Origin of the sequence: Pararhizobium polonicum (assembly GCF_001687365.1) — a bacterium.
GTDB lineage: Bacteria > Pseudomonadota > Alphaproteobacteria > Rhizobiales > Rhizobiaceae > Pararhizobium > Pararhizobium polonicum.
Map to the genome: position 1 here is coordinate 1 of NZ_LGLV01000015.1, position 15,371 is coordinate 15,371.

At 60.9% G+C, this 15,371-nt stretch carries 17 protein-coding genes; 5 read left to right on the forward strand and 12 right to left on the reverse strand.

All coding sequences use genetic code 11. The features are described 5' to 3' along the window. The first annotated feature begins 134 nt into the window (after window positions 1-134). Window positions 135-1,874 carry an L-arabinonate dehydratase gene (araD, locus tag ADU59_RS22030; protein WP_083198394.1) on the forward strand — a complete coding sequence of 580 codons (1,740 nt, stop codon included), beginning with the start codon at window positions 135-137 and terminating at the stop codon, window positions 1,872-1,874. Between the two features lie 137 nt (window positions 1,875-2,011). On the opposite strand, the gene ADU59_RS22035 is transcribed toward araD, so the two are convergent. From ADU59_RS22035 to ADU59_RS30375, 6 genes are all read right to left on the reverse strand, one after another. Beyond that, on the reverse strand, window positions 2,012-2,425 hold the full coding sequence (locus ADU59_RS22035; RefSeq protein ID WP_068956575.1) for a type II toxin-antitoxin system VapC family toxin: 414 nt from the start codon (window positions 2,423-2,425) through the stop codon (window positions 2,012-2,014). Further along, entirely contained in the window at window positions 2,422-2,661 is a 240-nt protein-coding gene (locus tag ADU59_RS22040; RefSeq protein ID WP_068956577.1) for a type II toxin-antitoxin system Phd/YefM family antitoxin, read from the reverse strand. The genes ADU59_RS22035 and ADU59_RS22040 overlap by 4 nt, the downstream gene beginning before the upstream one ends. A 79-nt stretch (window positions 2,662-2,740) precedes the next feature. After that, the gene (locus tag ADU59_RS22045) at window positions 2,741-3,562 is read right to left on the reverse strand and encodes a transglutaminase family protein (protein WP_068956579.1); all 822 of its coding nucleotides are present in this window, start codon (window positions 3,560-3,562) and stop codon (window positions 2,741-2,743) included. Window positions 3,563-3,583: 21 nt separating this feature from the next. Further along, window positions 3,584-4,522: an alpha-E domain-containing protein gene (locus ADU59_RS22050; RefSeq protein ID WP_068956581.1), complete on the reverse strand. Its 939-nt coding sequence runs from the start codon at window positions 4,520-4,522 to the stop codon at window positions 3,584-3,586. A gap of 6 nt (window positions 4,523-4,528) precedes the next feature. Further along, window positions 4,529-5,923 carry a circularly permuted type 2 ATP-grasp protein gene (locus ADU59_RS22055; protein ID WP_083198384.1) on the reverse strand — a complete coding sequence of 465 codons (1,395 nt, stop codon included), beginning with the start codon at window positions 5,921-5,923 and terminating at the stop codon, window positions 4,529-4,531. Window positions 5,924-5,927: 4 nt separating this feature from the next. Beyond that, window positions 5,928-6,239 (reverse strand): hypothetical protein, encoded by a 312-nt coding sequence (locus ADU59_RS30375; protein WP_139093207.1) that lies wholly within the window; start codon window positions 6,237-6,239, stop codon window positions 5,928-5,930. A gap of 56 nt (window positions 6,240-6,295) precedes the next feature. Here ADU59_RS30375 and ADU59_RS22060 point away from each other — a divergent pair, with 56 nt between their 5' ends. Then, entirely contained in the window at window positions 6,296-7,186 is an 891-nt protein-coding gene (locus ADU59_RS22060) for a DMT family transporter (protein WP_068956585.1), read from the forward strand. Window positions 7,187-7,252: 66 nt separating this feature from the next. On the opposite strand, the gene ADU59_RS22065 is transcribed toward ADU59_RS22060, so the two are convergent. From ADU59_RS22065 to ADU59_RS22075, 3 genes are all read right to left on the reverse strand, one after another. Continuing rightward, the gene (locus tag ADU59_RS22065; protein ID WP_068956587.1) at window positions 7,253-7,504 is read right to left on the reverse strand and encodes a hypothetical protein; all 252 of its coding nucleotides are present in this window, start codon (window positions 7,502-7,504) and stop codon (window positions 7,253-7,255) included. Between the two features lie 196 nt (window positions 7,505-7,700). Further along, a complete protein-coding gene (locus tag ADU59_RS22070) occupies window positions 7,701-9,251 on the reverse strand; it encodes a DEAD/DEAH box helicase (protein ID WP_068956589.1) in 1,551 nt (516 codons plus the stop codon). Window positions 9,252-9,554: 303 nt separating this feature from the next. Continuing rightward, the gene (locus tag ADU59_RS22075; RefSeq protein WP_068956591.1) at window positions 9,555-10,655 is read right to left on the reverse strand and encodes a DNA alkylation repair protein; all 1,101 of its coding nucleotides are present in this window, start codon (window positions 10,653-10,655) and stop codon (window positions 9,555-9,557) included. Between the two features lie 249 nt (window positions 10,656-10,904). Between ADU59_RS22075 and ADU59_RS22080 the strand changes: the two genes are divergently transcribed. Next, complete coding sequence (locus ADU59_RS22080) at window positions 10,905-11,351, forward strand: host attachment protein (protein ID WP_068956593.1); 447 nt, start codon at window positions 10,905-10,907, stop codon at window positions 11,349-11,351. A gap of 74 nt (window positions 11,352-11,425) precedes the next feature. On the opposite strand, the gene ADU59_RS22085 is transcribed toward ADU59_RS22080, so the two are convergent. Both ADU59_RS22085 and mnmC2 read right to left on the reverse strand, forming a co-directional pair. Continuing rightward, entirely contained in the window at window positions 11,426-11,725 is a 300-nt protein-coding gene (locus ADU59_RS22085) for a hypothetical protein (protein ID WP_068956595.1), read from the reverse strand. A gap of 156 nt (window positions 11,726-11,881) precedes the next feature. Then, window positions 11,882-12,646 (reverse strand): tRNA (5-methylaminomethyl-2-thiouridine)(34)-methyltransferase MnmC2, encoded by a 765-nt coding sequence (mnmC2, locus tag ADU59_RS22090; protein WP_068956597.1) that lies wholly within the window; start codon window positions 12,644-12,646, stop codon window positions 11,882-11,884. Between the two features lie 38 nt (window positions 12,647-12,684). On the opposite strand from mnmC2, the gene ADU59_RS22095 reads away from it, so the two are divergent. After that, a complete protein-coding gene (locus tag ADU59_RS22095) occupies window positions 12,685-13,827 on the forward strand; it encodes an NAD(P)/FAD-dependent oxidoreductase (protein ID WP_068956600.1) in 1,143 nt (380 codons plus the stop codon). A 54-nt stretch (window positions 13,828-13,881) separates the two neighbouring features. On the opposite strand, the gene ADU59_RS22100 is transcribed toward ADU59_RS22095, so the two are convergent. Beyond that, entirely contained in the window at window positions 13,882-14,271 is a 390-nt protein-coding gene (locus tag ADU59_RS22100) for a PRC-barrel domain-containing protein (protein WP_068956602.1), read from the reverse strand. A 200-nt stretch (window positions 14,272-14,471) separates the two neighbouring features. Between ADU59_RS22100 and ADU59_RS22105 the strand changes: the two genes are divergently transcribed. Then, on the forward strand, window positions 14,472-15,281 hold the full coding sequence (locus ADU59_RS22105) for a DUF1045 domain-containing protein (protein WP_068956604.1): 810 nt from the start codon (window positions 14,472-14,474) through the stop codon (window positions 15,279-15,281). Window positions 15,282-15,371: the final 90 nt, after the last annotated feature.

The window sequence follows — 15,371 nt, forward strand, 5'->3', positions numbered from 1 at the left end:
TCGCGCGAGCAGGGCAAGTATGCGGCCGAATTCTTCACCGTCGTGAAGACCGCCTACACGCTGGCATAAGGACTTTTCCGGCGGATCGGCCAAAAGGGCCGGTCCGGTCTCCGGGGCTTCAAAGGACGAGAATGATGTTTAAGAAAGCGGAATGGCCGCGCAAGCTGAGGTCGCAGGAATGGTACGGCGGCACGAGCCGCGACGTGATCTACCACCGCGGCTGGATGAAGAACCAGGGATATCCGCACGACCTGTTCGACGGGCGCCCGGTGATCGGCATCCTCAATACCTGGTCGGATATGACGCCGTGCAACGGTCATCTGCGCGAACTGGCCGAGAAGGTGAAGGCCGGCGTGTGGGAGGCCGGCGGCTTCCCGATGGAAGTGCCGGTATTCTCGGCATCCGAAAACACCTTCCGGCCGACTGCGATGATGTACCGCAACCTGGCGGCACTGGCGATCGAAGAGACGATCCGCGGCCAGCCGATGGACGGCTGCGTGTTGTTGGTCGGTTGCGACAAGACCACGCCGTCGCTGATCATGGCCGCGGCCTCCGTCGATCTGCCCTCGATCGTCGTCACCGGCGGTCCGATGCTGAACGGTTATTTCCGTGGCGAGCGTGTCGGCTCCGGCACGCATCTGTGGAAATTCTCCGAGATGGTGAAGGCCGGCGAGATGACGCAGGACGAGTTCCTGGAGGCTGAAGCCTCGATGAGCCGTTCGTCGGGCACCTGCAATACCATGGGTACCGCCTCTACCATGGCCTCCATGGCTGAAGCGCTCGGCATGGCTCTGTCAGGCAATGCCGCGATCCCGGGGGTCGATTCCCGCCGCAAGGTCATGGCGCAGCTGACTGGCCGCCGGATCGTGCAGATGGTCAAGGACGACCTGAAGCCCTCCGACATCATGACCAAGCAGGCCTTCGAAAACGCCATCCGCACCAACGCCGCCATCGGCGGATCGACCAACGCCGTCATCCACCTGCTGGCCATGGCCGGCCGCGTCGGCATCGATCTGACGCTGGACGACTGGGATCGCTGTGGCCGCGACGTGCCGACCATCGTCAACCTGATGCCGTCGGGCAAGTACCTGATGGAAGAGTTCTTCTATGCCGGCGGCCTGCCGGTGGTCATCAAGCGCCTCGGCGAGGCGGGCTTGCTGCACAAGGATGCGCTGACGGTGTCCGGCGAAACCATGTGGGACGAGGTCAAGGACGTCGTCAACTGGAACGAGGACGTCATCCTGCCAACCGACAAGGCGCTGACCCAATCGGGCGGCATCGTCGTGGTGCGTGGCAATCTCGCACCGAAGGGCGCGGTGCTGAAGCCGTCCGCCGCTTCGCCGCATCTGTTGACGCATCGGGGCCGCGCGGTGGTGTTCGAGGACATCGACGACTACAAGGCCAAGATCAACGACGACAATCTCGACATCGACGAGACCTGCATCATGGTCATGAAGAACTGTGGACCGAAGGGCTATCCGGGCATGGCCGAGGTCGGCAACATGGGTCTTCCGCCAAAAGTGCTGAAGAAGGGCATCACCGACATGGTGCGCATTTCCGATGCCCGCATGTCCGGAACGGCCTATGGCACAGTCGTGCTGCATACCTCGCCGGAAGCGGCGGTCGGCGGCCCGCTCGCCGTCGTCAAGAATGGCGACTTCATCGAACTCGACGTGCCGAACCGCCGCCTGCACCTCGACATTTCCGAAGCGGAACTGGCGCAGCGGCTTGCCGAATGGCAGCCGAACCATGATCTGCCGACATCGGGCTACGCCTTCCTGCACCAGCAGCATGTCGAAGGGGCCGATACCGGCGCCGACCTCGACTTCCTCAAGGGATGTCGCGGAAACGCGGTTGGCAAGGACAGCCACTGATCTGCACGGCATTTTGAAATCAGGGAAGGCGGGGCATTTGCTCCGCCTTTTCCGATTCTGGGCCTGAGTGGCGCTGCGATCGAAAGGGCTATCAGGGCCGTATGAATGGCCACAAGATATCGATGCCGTATGAAGGCCTACGAACCTCTGACGACAACACCAATCTGACGCGCTGCTCCAGCAAGCGCCTTGTCCTTCGTGGCGAGAATTGCACCTTTGCGTGATGCCAATTCAAGATACGCCGCGTCATAGCTCGTCAATTTATGTGCTCTGGCAAGAGACAGCGTTTCACTCCATGCTCTGCCTACCGTTTGCAGATCGGTCTCAATGGGCATCTGGGCAAGCAGGTCGAGCCTTTGAGCAATCTCGGAGGCCGAGATACGCCCGCGCCGTTCGGCCTGGAGCAATACGTTTGCAAGTTCCAGATGGAAGAGCGACGGAACGAGGCCGCCGTTTGCGATCACGTCCTGCGCCACGGCATCGGTTTCCTCCGAAGCCTCATCCTCGAAACACCATGCGAGTGCAATCGAAGCATCAATGACAATTGTCATTTCCGGCCTTCATCCCGCAGTTCTTTCCATGAAATGCCGCCCAGTGTATTGGTCCGGCGCAGTTCTTTCAGCTTCTGAAAAGCGCTTGCAGGCGCCACCGCTTCAATGGATTCAGCGCTTACAAGCCGCGCAATCGCCTTTCCATGTTTGGTGATCGTGATTTCTTCACCATTTGCCACACGGTCCAGCAGTGATGAAAAATGGGTTTTCGCTTCGAATGCACCGATCTTCGACATAGAGGCGCCTCCACTTCTGGTTTAAAGTTTAAACTAGAATAGGTATTGAGTAAATGTCAGCGTTGGAGAGGTTGAACCGCTACTGACTCTGCGTCTGGCTCTGTTCCTGCTGCTCGACGGTCACGGAAACCTTGAGGGCTTCGCTCGACGAGCCATGGATCAGGCCGGAGATCGGCGCGGCGTCGCGGTAGTCCAGCCCGCAGGCGATGCGGACATAGCGCTCGTCCGGGCACATCTTGTTGGCGGCGTCGAAACCGACCCAGCCGAGGCCACTCAGGTGCACCTCTGCCCAGGCGTGGCTGGCGGTCTGTTCCGGCTGATCCGCCATCATCAAGTAGCCGGAGATATAGCGGGCGGGCAGGCCGAGCGTGCGCGCCGCAGCGATCATGATATGGGCATGATCCTGGCAGACGCCGCTCTTTTGCAGAAGGGCCTGTTCCGCCGTCGTTTCCGTTCCGGTTTCGCCCTGCCGATATTCGACGGTCTCGGCGATCGTACCCATCAGGGCATGCATCTTGGCAAGATCGGTGTCACCGGTCATCGCCTTGGCGAGATTGCGGATCGGCTTGGCCATCTTCGTCAGCGGCGTTTCGCGCAGGTAGAGCCAGAGCGGCGCATAGGCCTGATGCACGCCATAGACGCCGGCCTTGTCTTCCGTTTCCACCTCGCCCGACGCAACGATGCGGATGGACGTCTGGTCGCCGTTGACGCTGACCAGATTGACGCGGTTGCCGAAATGGTCGTCATAACCGACCTCCAGCTTGGCGCCTTCGACAGAGGTTTCCCAACTGATGACGGTCTGGCCAGGCTGTGTCAGCGGCGTCAGCCGCAGGCGCTGCAACGAATACTGGACCGGTTCGGCATAGGTGTATTCGGTGGTATGGCTGATCTTCAGACGCATATGCTCTCTCCCATCCGAATCTCAGTTGAACCGGTAACCGTCGGAGATTTCCTGTCCCAGACGGTTATTATGACTGATGAAGTTCTCGATGTACTCGTGCAGCCCCTGATCCATCACGTCCTTGATCGAATGATTGCGCAGCGACGACAGGGTCCCTTCCGCCGTCGCGTGTGCTGCGTGGCCTTCGCCGTATTCACGTGCCAGATAGCCGAGATTGCTGACGATCTTGTCGTAGCAATAGGCAAGCGAGCGCGGCATGCGGCCGTTGAGGATCAGGAAATCGGCGATGTTGGACGGCTTGTATTCCGCCTCGTAGACCCAGCCGTAGGAGCGATGCGCCGAAACCGAGCGCAGGATCGATTCCCACTGGACGTTGTCGATCGAGGAGCCGACCTGCGAAACGGCCGGCAGAAGCACGTAATATTTGACGTCGAGAATACGCGCGGTGTTGTCGGCCCGTTCGATGAAGGTGCCGATGCGCGAGAAGTTGAAGATCTCGTTGCGCAGCATCGTTCCATGAAAGGCGCCGCGGATCAGCGCGGTCTTGCGCTTGATCGCATCGATCGCTTCCGGCAGGTCGGCCGGCTTGACGCGCCGTGCCAGCATGGTTTTGAGATCCAGCCAGCATTCGTTGGTGGCTTCCCAGGTTTCCCGTGTCAGCGCGGTGCGCACCATGCGGGCATTGTTGCGACCCGAATCGATGCACGACATCACGCTGGAGGGATTGGCCTTGTCGCGCAGCAGGAAGTCGATGGCGTCGGCGCTCGTCAGCGTGTCATAGAGATCGTCGTAGATGTCGCGGACACCGGAGCTTTGCAGCACGCCGTCCCAATCGTCTTCGGTCGCTTCCGAGCGGGTCAGCGACATGCGCAGGCCGGCATCGATCAGCCGGGCGCTGTTTTCCGCCCGCTCGATATAGCGGAACATCCAGTAGAGGCCGTTTGCGGTTCTTCCAAGCATTTCGTATCAGTCCTCCAGAACCCAGGTATCCTTGGTGCCGCCGCCCTGGCTGGAATTCACCACCAGCGAGCCGGCCTTCAAAGCCACGCGGGTGAGCCCGCCCGGAATGATCTGCACCTTGTCGGAGACGAGGACATAAGGGCGCAGGTCCACATGGCGTGGCGCGATGCCCTTGTTGACGAGGATTGGCACTGTCGAAAGCGAAAGTGTCGGTTGGGCAATGTAGTTTGCCGGCCGGGCTTTCAGCTTTTCGGCGAAAGCGGTCCGCTCTTTCTTGGATGCGGTCGGGCCGACCAGCATGCCGTAGCCGCCCGAGCCGTGTACTTCCTTGACGACGAGGTCGGCGAGGTTTTCGAGCACGTATTTGAGACTGTCGGCTTCCGAACAGCGCCAGGTCGGCACGTTCTCCAGCAGGGCCTTGCGGCCGGTATAGAATTCGACGATCTCCGGCATGTAGGAATAGATCGCCTTGTCGTCGCAGATGCCGGTGCCCGGCGCATTGGCGATGGTGATGTTGCCGGCGCGGTAGACATCCATGATGCCGGGAACGCCGAGCGCGGATTCGGGCTTGAAGGTCAGCGGATCGAGATAATCGTCATCGACGCGGCGGTAGAGCACGTCGATCGCCTCGTAGCCGCGCGTGGTGCGCATCTTCACCTTGCCGTCGATGACGCGCAGGTCCGAACCTTCGACAAGCTCGACGCCCATCATGTCTGCAAGGAACGCATGTTCGTAATAGGCGGAGTTGTAGATGCCGGGCGTGAGGACGGCGACGCGGGGCTTGCCTTCGCAGCCGGGAGGGGCGAGCGATGCCAGCGAATGGCGCAGCAGGTAAGGATAGTTTTCGACCGGGCGGACGCGGTTCTGATGGAAGAGTTCGGGGAACATCTGCATCATCGTCTCGCGGTTTTCCAGCATGTAGCTGACACCGGACGGCGTGCGGGCATTGTCTTCCAGAACATAGAACTGGTCTTCGCCGGTGCGCACGATGTCGGTGCCGACGATATGGGTGTAGACGCCGCCCGGCGGCCGGAAGCCGATCATCTGCGGCAGGAAGGCGACATTGCGCTCGATCAGTTCGCGGGGAATGCGGCCCGCCTTGATGATCTCCTGCTTGTGGTAGATGTCGTCGAGGAAAGCATTGAGGGCGATGACCCGCTGCTCGATGCCCTGGGCCAGCTTGCGCCATTCGCGGCCGGAGATGATGCGCGGTATCAGGTCGAAGGGGATGAGCTTTTCGGAGCTGTCTGCGTGTCCGTAGACCGCGAAGGTTATGCCCGTCTTGCGGAAGATGTTCTCGGCCTCTTTCGATTTTGCAATCAGGCGGGCCTTGTCCTGAGCTGCGTACCAATCATTGTAAGTCGTATATGGCTGGCGCGGGCTATTGTCCGCATTCATCATTTCGTCAAATGCCAACGGTGTGATCCCCTTTTTTGCCATTTGAGTACAACAGCGGAGGCAAAGCAAGAAGCATGCACATTTCAGGGCAAAAGAAATTTCGATGAAAGATCGCCTGTTTTTTGAGCCGCTCCCCGTCTTTTTGCCGCCATATGATGCATATTTCGCTGCACCCCTGTTCGAACTCCGAAGAACGGTTTCGCCGGGTGTGCGGAGGCGCGACTGCCGGGAGTTGTTTTGCCTTATTTTTAGGCGGATAATAAAGGCAACTTTCTTGTCGATGGCTGATGATAATCATCACGAATTTTGCTTTGACCATCGGCGCGGGTGTCTCTATCGCAATGACGGATCACGACATCGCCTCAGGGAGCCCGAATGACCCTCGACCGCCTGGCTCCGGCCATTTTCGTTCTGCTCTGGTCGACCGGATGGGTGATGGCGAAATATGCCGACATCTATGCCGACCCGCTGACCTTCCTGGTGATGCGTTATCTTCTGGCGGCGTTGCTGTTCGTCGGCTTCTGTCTTGCGACCGGCGCGGCATGGCCCAAGACGTGGAAAACGGCCGGACATGCGGTCATCTCGGGTATCTTCCTGCACGGGCTCTATCTCGGCTCCGTCTGGTGGGCGATCGGGCAGGGCGTCCCGGCGGCGATTTCCGGCATTATCGCCGGATTGCAGCCGCTGATGACGGCCGTTGTCGCGCCGGCCCTGATCGGCGAAAACCTGTCGGGCCAGCAGAAGCTGGGGCTCGTGCTCGGCTTTCTCGGTATCGCGCTTGCCGTCGTGCCCAAGGTTCTGATCATCGATACAGGGTCGACACCGATCCATCTGCTTCCGGTGGTCATCAACGTGCTGGGCATGACGGCCGTCACCTACGGCACCATCCATCAGAAGCGGTATCTGCAGGATGGCGACATTCGCTCGATCGCGACGCTGCAATATGTCGGTGCTCTGATCGTCACCGTGCCGCTGGCATTTTTCCTGGAGGATATGCGGGTGATCTGGAGCGTGCAGCTGTTTGCGGCCCTGGCCTGGGCGGTCCTCGGCTTGTCGATGGGCGCGATCGCCCTGCTGCTCTATCTCATCCGCCGGGGGCAGGTCTCCAAGGCAGCGTCACTCATCTATCTGGTGCCGCCGCTGGCAGCACTGCAGGCGTGGCTGTTCTTCGATGAAGCGCTGACGCTGCCGATGATTATTGGGACGGTGATTGCGGTTGCCGGGGTTTATCTGACGAACCGCAAGGCTGTGCCGGTTCCGGCATAGGCGCGGCTGGATGGTCCCATCCACCCGCGAGAGGCGGTAATTGTCTTGGGTCGTGCTTCTGTCCGATCAATCGCTCGTGCGTTGGGCTTTTTCCGGCACGCCATGTGCGGGGCCAGCCTTTCTGACGTCGCGCGGTGTCGGCGCGGTGATGACACCGTGATCGGGGTCCCTCACATCCTGCCCTTTCGAACCATCAGCAGCCGGCGAGAGTTCACGATCACGGCTGTCGCGCCTTGTCTGTCGAAGGCTCGTCGCCTTATCGATCAGGGCGGTCAGTTCATCTTCGGAGAAGTCGGATAGATCAAAAGTCTTGGCCATAGCGGTCTCCTTTGGATTGTTCAGCTCTAAGGTGAACGCACAACTTCGCAAATCGGCCAATGCACAGGCAAATTTCATCGAAGCGGGAGAGGGTACGGTGCCGGCGGCGCTCGCCGGGCGTTGATCCCCGAATCAAAACGGCGGGGTTTTTGCCCCGCCGTCTTTCAATCTTTAAAAAATACCGGATGCGAAAGGCTTATGCCTCGTCGCGGCGCGGCGCCGTGTTGGCGCGCTTGCGCTGGCCCTGCGCACCGGCGCCGCCTTCGCGACTCTGGCCACCAGCGGCATTGCCACCGCCGTGGTTGCGGTTGCGCCATTCGCCCTGCTTCTGGCCAGGACGACCATTGCGGTTGCCGCCGGGGCGCTTGGCAAGAGCCTGCTCGTGGGCTGCCTGTGCGGCCGGGCCCTGACCCTTGCGGTGCTGCTTCTTCGGCTCGCCGGTTGCCAGCAGATCGTCGCCGGCAAACGGGCTCGGAGCCGAACGTTCAGCGCGGTGAACATTGTCGCTGCCACCCTGCGGACGCGGACGGCGTTCGGCATGGCCGTTGCCGGCCGGACGCTGTGCGTTGCGGGCGCCATTGCCGCCGCGGCCACCCTTCGGGCGAGCCCGGTCGGCGGGAACTTCACCGCTGGCAACCGCGATGTCGATGTTCATCAGGCGCTCAATGTCGCGCAGCAGGCGGATTTCGTCCGGGGCGCAGAAGGCGATGGCAATACCGTCGCGGCCGGCACGGGCCGTGCGGCCAATGCGGTGAACGTAGGCGTCGGCCACTTCCGGCAGATCGTAGTTGTAGACATGGGTGACGCCGGGAACGTCGATGCCGCGGGCGGCAACGTCGGTGGCGACGAGAACGCGGGTCTGGCCGTCACGGAAATTCTTCAAGGCACGCTCGCGCTGGCCCTGGCTCTTGTTGCCGTGGATCGAGGCGACGGAGAAGCCGACATGCTCAAGATGCTTCATCAGTTTTTCGGCGCCATGCTTGGTGCGCGAGAAGACGAGGGCGAGGCCCTGCGGGTTCTCGGTCAGCGACTTCTTGAGAAGCTCGGTCTTCTGGCTGGCACCCTGGACGAAGTGTACGTACTGCTCGACCTTGTCGGCAGCCTTGCCCGGAGGCGTGACTTCGACACGCTTCGGGTTGCTCAGGTATTCAGCGGACAGATCGGCGATCGCCTTCGGCATGGTGGCCGAAAACAGCAGCGTCTGGCGATTCTTCGGAACCAGCTTGGAAATCTTGCGCAGATCGTGGATGAAGCCAAGGTCGAGCATCTGGTCGGCTTCGTCAAGCACGAGATAGCGGGCCTGGGTCAGCGTCACGGCACGGCGGGCGACGAGATCGAGAAGACGGCCGGGGGTGGCGACAAGGATGTCGACGCCGCGGGCCAGCTGCTCGGACTGCTTGTTGATCGATGCGCCGCCGACGACGAGGCCGATCTTCAAGGGGGTCTTCTTGACGAAGTCCTTCAGGTTGGCGGCGATCTGGTTCACCAGTTCGCGGGTCGGCGCCAGAACGAGGGCGCGGATGTTGCGCGGATCGGGACGCTTGTCGTCCTTCAGCATCTTTTCGATCATCGGCAGGCCGAAAGCGGCCGTCTTGCCGGTGCCAGTCTGGGCGAGACCGATGAGGTCATGGCCTTCCATCACGAGCGGAATGGCTTCGGCCTGGATCGGCGTCGGCGTATCGAACCCAAGGGAGGTGAGGGTCGAAAGCACGTGCTCGGAGAGGCCAAGGTCTTTAAAAGTGGTCAATGTAGTACCTTTTCGGGGGCGCAAAACGAACAACGCCGGAACAGCACCATGCGGTTCCGGTTTCGCTTCGCGTCAAGAACCCCGCGTGATTTGGGAACTTGTGGGTTGATTAATCTCGTCTAGCGCATGCATCTTGCCACGGTTGGCAAGACATTCTGTGTTGCGCTTATCCTTCGGTACGGATCGGTTAGATCCCGCAGGGCTCGCTCACGCGGCGGCCAGAAGGTGACGCTGGGCTTCATGTCGTTGTTTTGCAGTCAAAAGTCAAGTGATAGTTTTTTGCAGCTGCGAAGAGAGCGGGGCTCAAGGCATGACAAGCTGGAAATCCGCGTTGGCGAGGACGGCGCCGTTCACAAGGATTTCGAGCCGGTGGCCGCCGGGGTAATATTGCCGCGTGGTGATGGCGCGGATCGCATGCCGGCGGGCCATCTCGATCGTCTCGCCGGCTGCAAGCGTCAGGCTTTTCCACTTGAAGACTTTTGGCGCCAGACTGCCATTGGCCTTGCGATGGTGGACCGCGTAATCGATCATGACCTGCTGCTGTGCCGTGCCGTTATTGACGAGGACGAGCGTGAAGCCGAGTGCGCCGCCGAAATCGACGCTCTCCGTCTGGACATGCAGGGCCGCATGGACACCGGAGAGCGGGGCGAAGCCGAAATTGGCAAGTGCTACGGCATGTCCTTTCTTGAGAAGTGTGCGCGAAGCATGCCGCAGCAACTGCCGCCGTTCAACGGATGCGTCGCCGATATGTCTGCCGACGAATTCGGCGACGAGGCCGGGGTGATCCTTGGCGATATCGTTCAGACTGTTGGCAACGGACCGGCGGACATAATCTTCCGGATCGTCCAGCAGTGACGTGAGGATAGGCAGGATGGGCTGCGGATCGCGCATCAGCGCGGGCAGCCGCATCGCCCAGGGAAGGCGCGGCCGGGTCCCTTCGCTGGCCAGCCTGCGGACATGGTGGTTGGCGTCAGCCGTCCACAGGCGAATCGTTGCCAGCGCCCGGTCCTGATCGGCATGAATGAAGGGGCGGATTCCGAATTCGGCGGTGAAATGCGGCGTCAGCTGTTTCAGGAGGTCCAGCGACAGATCGAAGTGTCCAAGGCCTCTTTGCGCGATGAACTGGCTGACCGGCAGGAGAGCCCAGCCCGTCAGTCCGCTGTGCCGGTTCTTCGGCAAGCTTGCGGAGAGAATGGCCGCTGCCTTGCTGAAATCGTCCGGCAAGGTCTCGCCAAGGGCATCGCGAATCTGCAGGGAGCGCTGCATCAATTCCAGTTGCTGCATGTCGTGCGTGGCGGCAGCGACAAAGCGCGCCGTGTCGAATGCATTGGCATTTGCAGCGATCTGATCCGCCATCGTTTTCACGAGAGCCGGATGCAGGAGGTTCTTCAGCGGTTCAGCCATCTGGGGTCCGATATGTGATTCCTTCGGATCATAGCGGCTGTTTTGCCGGGAATGGAGAGAATGGTTGCTCGTAGCCGATTTCGCCCGGTAGTTTTGCGGGGCGGCCCTTTTTAAAGGAACCATCCTCTTTGCCGCCGCGTTGTTTCCTCCACGTGCCTCATCCTGGGATGTGGCGCGGCTGGCGTTCAGTCCCGGTGCCGCCGGTACCGCGGACATATGGACGTTGAGGCACTGCTCGAGGAGTGAACAATGACCACCACATGGATTCTTGCCGCCGACGGAAATCAGGCGCGTCTTTTGAAGGGCGTGAACTTTCTCAAAGATGGACACCAGAGTCTCGAGCAGGAGATCTTTCAGCTGGACACCAAGCGCGCTCAGGACATCATGGCCGACAAACCCGGACGAAGCCACTCGTCCGTAGGGCATGGCCGTTCGGCGATGGAATATTCAAGCGATCCGGTCCGCGAGGAGCAACTGCGCTTCACCTCGGAGGTGGCAAGCAAGCTTCACGGCTATGCGCAGGAGGGCGCCTTCGACCATCTCGTCGTCTGCGCGGCACCGCAGACGCTTGGTGACTTGCGTGCCATGCTGTCCACGATCACCCGTGCGAAAACCACGATGGAAATCAGCAAAGACTATAGCAACCTGCCGACGGACAAACTGATTTCGTCAGTCCGTTCTGCCATGTCCACCTGACGGGAAAGGGAAGAGAGGTAGGGCAGGCTCGGATGCCTGCCCTGACATTGTATTCTTATCCGGCGAGGCGGACATCAGGAGCAGACACGGGCTCTGTACTGATCGCCCCAGGCGTTTTGGCGCCAGACAGTGTGGCAACGGGGATATTCGTTGACGACGACATAGGGGCGGTACACAGGCCGGTAATAGGCCGGAGGCGCATAGTAGCGTGGCTGGCTCAACGCTCCGCCGATGATCGCTCCGCCGACAAGGCCGGTGGCCAAGCCGGGCCAGAAGCGATCGCGGGCATTGGCATCGGCGGTGGTGGCAAGCGTGGTGCCCGCAAGTGTCAGGGCGACCAGGCCGGTGGTAATTGCTGTTCTCAACGAAAACATGGTCCTGTTCCTTGTGTTCGAGCGATGGCCGCCTACCGGTCATGTCTTGCTCGTACAAGGATATAAAAGCTTTGAAATGTGGCTTTGTTGCCTTAGAGTTTCATTAAATTTCCGTTAGAAATCAGGGGTAACACTCCCCCGGCTTTGCGAGTGGTTTCAGCCGTTGCGAGATGCCGTTTTCATGCCGCACAGCATTTCGCGTTTGCTGCCGAAGCCCGGGTTTCGCTGGACTGAAAAGCCCGCGTCCTGAAGATTGCGGCGGACGAAACCGGCCGCCGCATAGGTCGCGAACGTGCCGCCATCGACGGTCTTTTCGCAGACGAGCCGCATCAGCTCTTGCGACCACATGTCCGGATTGCGGCGGGGAGCGAAGCCGTCAAGATACCAGGCATCGAACAGGCTATCGAACCGGGCGATCTCCTCGAAGGCGATGCCGCAGACGACGGTAAGGCGCATGCCGCCGGGGAAATCGAGGTCTATACGGCCACCTGGTTGTTGCGGCCACTGCGCGCAAAGGGCCAACCGTTCCGCCTCGATTTCCGGCCAGCGCGACAGCGCCCGGCCGATATCGTCAGCCCGCATGGGAAACCGTTCGAACGAGACGAAATGAAGCTCTGCGTCCCCGACGCGGGTTTCTTTCCATTGCCGCCAGGTTTCGCAGAAATTCAGACCCGTACCGAAGCCGAGTTCGCCGATCCGGAAATTGGCTGCGTGTTGCCAGCGCTGCGGCAGGCCGTTGCCCTGGAGAAAGACATGGCCGCATTCCAGCCGGCCATCCTCGCGGCAATAAAAGTGGTCGCCAAATTCCTGCGAATAGGGCATATCGCCCTCGTGCCATTCAAGGGTTTGCCGGTCCGGGGTGGTGGCTTCCGGGATTTTTACGTCCGGCGCGGGCGTCAGGTCCAAGTTCTCGCGGGTCATGGCAAACCGATAGTCTCCACGCTTTAGAAGGTCAATCGATGGCGGATCTGTTGATTGTCGGCGGCGGCATCATGGGGCTCTGGGCCGCCGTGATGGCCGAGCGGGCGGGATTGAAAACGGTCCTCGTCGAGCGCGACAGGATCGGTGCCGGCGCCAGCGGCGGGGTGCTTGGCGCTCTGATGCCGTATATGCCGGATCGCTGGGATATCAAGAAGCAGTTCCAGTTCGATGCCCTGGTTTCGCTGGAAGCGGAGATCGCCGGCCTTGAAGCACAGACCGGGATGTCCGCCGGTTATCGCCGCTCGGGACGGCTGATGCCGTTGCCCAAGCCGCATCTGCGAACCATCGCGCTGCGTCACGAACAGGACGCTCTTGCGCATTGGCGCCAGGACGGCAAACAGTTTTTCTGGCATGTGCAGGACGATCCCGCGGCTGCCGGCTGGCCGGAAAGCGAGGCCATGGCAAGCGGCGTGGTGCTCGATACGCTGGCCGCCCGTGTCGATCCACGCCGGCTTCTGGCCGTACTGGCCCAGTTTCTGCGGCAATCCCGTCATGTGCGGATCGAAGAGGGGCGGGCGCTTGGCGGTCTCGATCCGGTCGCGGGAAAGGCGACATTTCGCGACGGGCAGTCGCTGTCTTTCGGGACCTGCATTCTTGCTGCCGGCGTGCAGTCGTTTCCGCATCTCGATGCGCTTGAGCATATGCCGGCCTCCACTTCCAGCGGCACGGCTGTCAAAGGACAGGCGGCGGTGCTGAAAGCCGATATCGATTCAGCCCTGCCGGTGATTTTCATGGATGGGCTCTATGTGGTGCCGCATGACAACGGCCTGGTCGCTGTGGGAAGCACCAGCGAAAACAGTTTCGCCGAGCCCCTGTCGAACGATGTCCTGCTTGAAGACCTGTTGATGCGGGCAAGGGCAGTGGTTCCCTTGCTTCGCGATGCGCCGATCGTCGAACGCTGGGCCGGGCTGCGGCCAAAGGCGATCGGCCGCGACCCGATGGTCGGGCGCCATCCCGATCATGAGCGGCTTTATACCCTGACCGGGGGCTTCAAGATCAGTTTCGGCTTGGCGCATCGCCTTGCGGCCAGCGTGATCGGTGAAATGGCGGGACGGACGGATGAAGCGCTGCCCGGCAGCTTCCACTGCCGGGCGCATGTTTCGCTGCTGCGCGCGTCGTGAAAGGCAAGAGAGCCTCGCTTGCGCAAGGCTCTCTTGGGTGCTGAAGAAGAATGGTTACATCCAGTACGGGGGAACCCCGTAGTAATCGTAGACGCGGCGGCCGTTTTCCTTGTTCCAGTCGTATTCGTCATCGCCGTGATATTTCGGTGCGCTTTCGACCTGCTCGCGGGTGATATCGGTGCGATAGCCGCCAAGGCTCTCGTCATAGCTGAGCTTTTGCCAGGGAAGCGGATAGTGATCCTCGCCAATGCCGAGGAAGCCGCCGAAACCGAGAACCGCATAGGAGACGCGGCCGCTGCGCTTTTCCAGGATCACCCGCTCGATCGAGCCGATATGCTTGCCGTCCTGACCGTAAACGCGGGTGCCTTCGACCTTGTCGCTGGCGATCAGGTCGTGGGTTTCCTTGATGTTGGCGTCCTGAATGGTGCTGTCCTGGTACGTCATGTTTGTTCTCCGTTCTTGGTGTTACCGTAGAGCAAACGAAGCAAAGGCCGGTTGGTTCCGGTGATTTTTGGCACGCCTGCCGTTCTGTCGGCCGGGACGATCCGATCGCGATCGCCGTCACGCTGCCGCGTACCTTCGTCATTCTGTCATGCAAATCGCTTAACTCCGGTCTCAGAACGAGTTGCAACGGAGCGGAGCCCATGCGGTACGCCATCTATTTTACGCCGTCGATGTACGATCCCTTGTCGGTCGCCGCGGCAAGCTGGCTTGGCCGCAACGTCTATTCGGGCGAGGCGCCGGAGGCACCGTCGATTGCCGGGTTCAGCCGGCAGGAACTGGCGTTCCACACGGCGGTGCCGCGCCGCTACGGGTTTCACGGAACGATCAAGGCGCCGTTCCATCTCCACGCTGAAACCAGCGAGCCGGCGCTTCTCAAGGCGCTGATGCATTTCGCCAGCACGATGACGCCGTTCGAAATCCCCCGGATGGAAATTGCGCGGCTGGGCGAATTCTTCGGCCTTGCGCCTTCGGTTCCGTGTGAGCAGATGAACCATCTGGCGGCCTCCGTGGTTCAGGCTTTCGATCCTTTTCGCGCGCCGCTCAGCGATGCCGAGATCGAGCGGCGTGACCCGGACCGCCTGACCGCACCGCAATTCTCCAACCTTCACCGCTGGGGCTACCCCTATGTGATGGATGAATTCCGCTTTCACATGATGCTGACAGGCCCGGTTCATCCCAATCTCAATGCCCGCTTTGAAACTGCTTTGCGTGATTTTTTCAGCCCTGTTCTCGACGCCCCGCTGAAAATCTCCAGCATCGCGCTGTTCATCGAACAGGAGCCGGGAGCGCCGCTGCGCGTCCATTCGCAGCATCCGCTCGGCAAGCTGTCGGAGCATCGGCCCGTCGCATCGAGCGCCCAGATAAGGACGGCGGCGATATCGGACGCATTGCCGCGTTTCTTCGAGGCAAAGGCGGCCCTGGCCGTTCGCCGGCTGCAGGCGAACTGGTAGCTGAAAAAATCCGGTTGTTGCGGTCGGCGCGACAGCTTGTTCCAACCTTGGACAGAGCAGGATAACCACCATTTGCACTTCGACTTTCCG

What these genes read in the sequence shown, in the direction of transcription:
- araD (WP_083198394.1), top strand. Translation starts at nt 135, where the DNA reads ATGTTTAAGAAAGCGGAATGGCCGCGCAAGCTGAGGTCGCAGGAATGG.
- ADU59_RS22035 (WP_068956575.1), bottom strand. Translation starts at nt 2,425, where the DNA reads ATGACAATTGTCATTGATGCTTCGATTGCACTCGCATGGTGTTTCGAG.
- ADU59_RS22040 (WP_068956577.1), bottom strand. Translation starts at nt 2,661, where the DNA reads ATGTCGAAGATCGGTGCATTCGAAGCGAAAACCCATTTTTCATCACTG.
- ADU59_RS22045 (WP_068956579.1), bottom strand. Translation starts at nt 3,562, where the DNA reads ATGCGTCTGAAGATCAGCCATACCACCGAATACACCTATGCCGAACCG.
- ADU59_RS22050 (WP_068956581.1), bottom strand. Translation starts at nt 4,522, where the DNA reads ATGCTTGGAAGAACCGCAAACGGCCTCTACTGGATGTTCCGCTATATC.
- ADU59_RS22055 (WP_083198384.1), bottom strand. Translation starts at nt 5,923, where the DNA reads ATGATGAATGCGGACAATAGCCCGCGCCAGCCATATACGACTTACAAT.
- ADU59_RS30375 (WP_139093207.1), bottom strand. Translation starts at nt 6,239, where the DNA reads ATGGTCAAAGCAAAATTCGTGATGATTATCATCAGCCATCGACAAGAA.
- ADU59_RS22060 (WP_068956585.1), top strand. Translation starts at nt 6,296, where the DNA reads ATGACCCTCGACCGCCTGGCTCCGGCCATTTTCGTTCTGCTCTGGTCG.
- ADU59_RS22065 (WP_068956587.1), bottom strand. Translation starts at nt 7,504, where the DNA reads ATGGCCAAGACTTTTGATCTATCCGACTTCTCCGAAGATGAACTGACC.
- ADU59_RS22075 (WP_068956591.1), bottom strand. Translation starts at nt 10,655, where the DNA reads ATGGCTGAACCGCTGAAGAACCTCCTGCATCCGGCTCTCGTGAAAACG.
- ADU59_RS22080 (WP_068956593.1), top strand. Translation starts at nt 10,905, where the DNA reads ATGACCACCACATGGATTCTTGCCGCCGACGGAAATCAGGCGCGTCTT.
- ADU59_RS22085 (WP_068956595.1), bottom strand. Translation starts at nt 11,725, where the DNA reads ATGTTTTCGTTGAGAACAGCAATTACCACCGGCCTGGTCGCCCTGACA.
- mnmC2 (WP_068956597.1), bottom strand. Translation starts at nt 12,646, where the DNA reads ATGACCCGCGAGAACTTGGACCTGACGCCCGCGCCGGACGTAAAAATC.
- ADU59_RS22095 (WP_068956600.1), top strand. Translation starts at nt 12,685, where the DNA reads ATGGCGGATCTGTTGATTGTCGGCGGCGGCATCATGGGGCTCTGGGCC.
- ADU59_RS22100 (WP_068956602.1), bottom strand. Translation starts at nt 14,271, where the DNA reads ATGACGTACCAGGACAGCACCATTCAGGACGCCAACATCAAGGAAACC.
- ADU59_RS22105 (WP_068956604.1), top strand. Translation starts at nt 14,472, where the DNA reads ATGCGGTACGCCATCTATTTTACGCCGTCGATGTACGATCCCTTGTCG.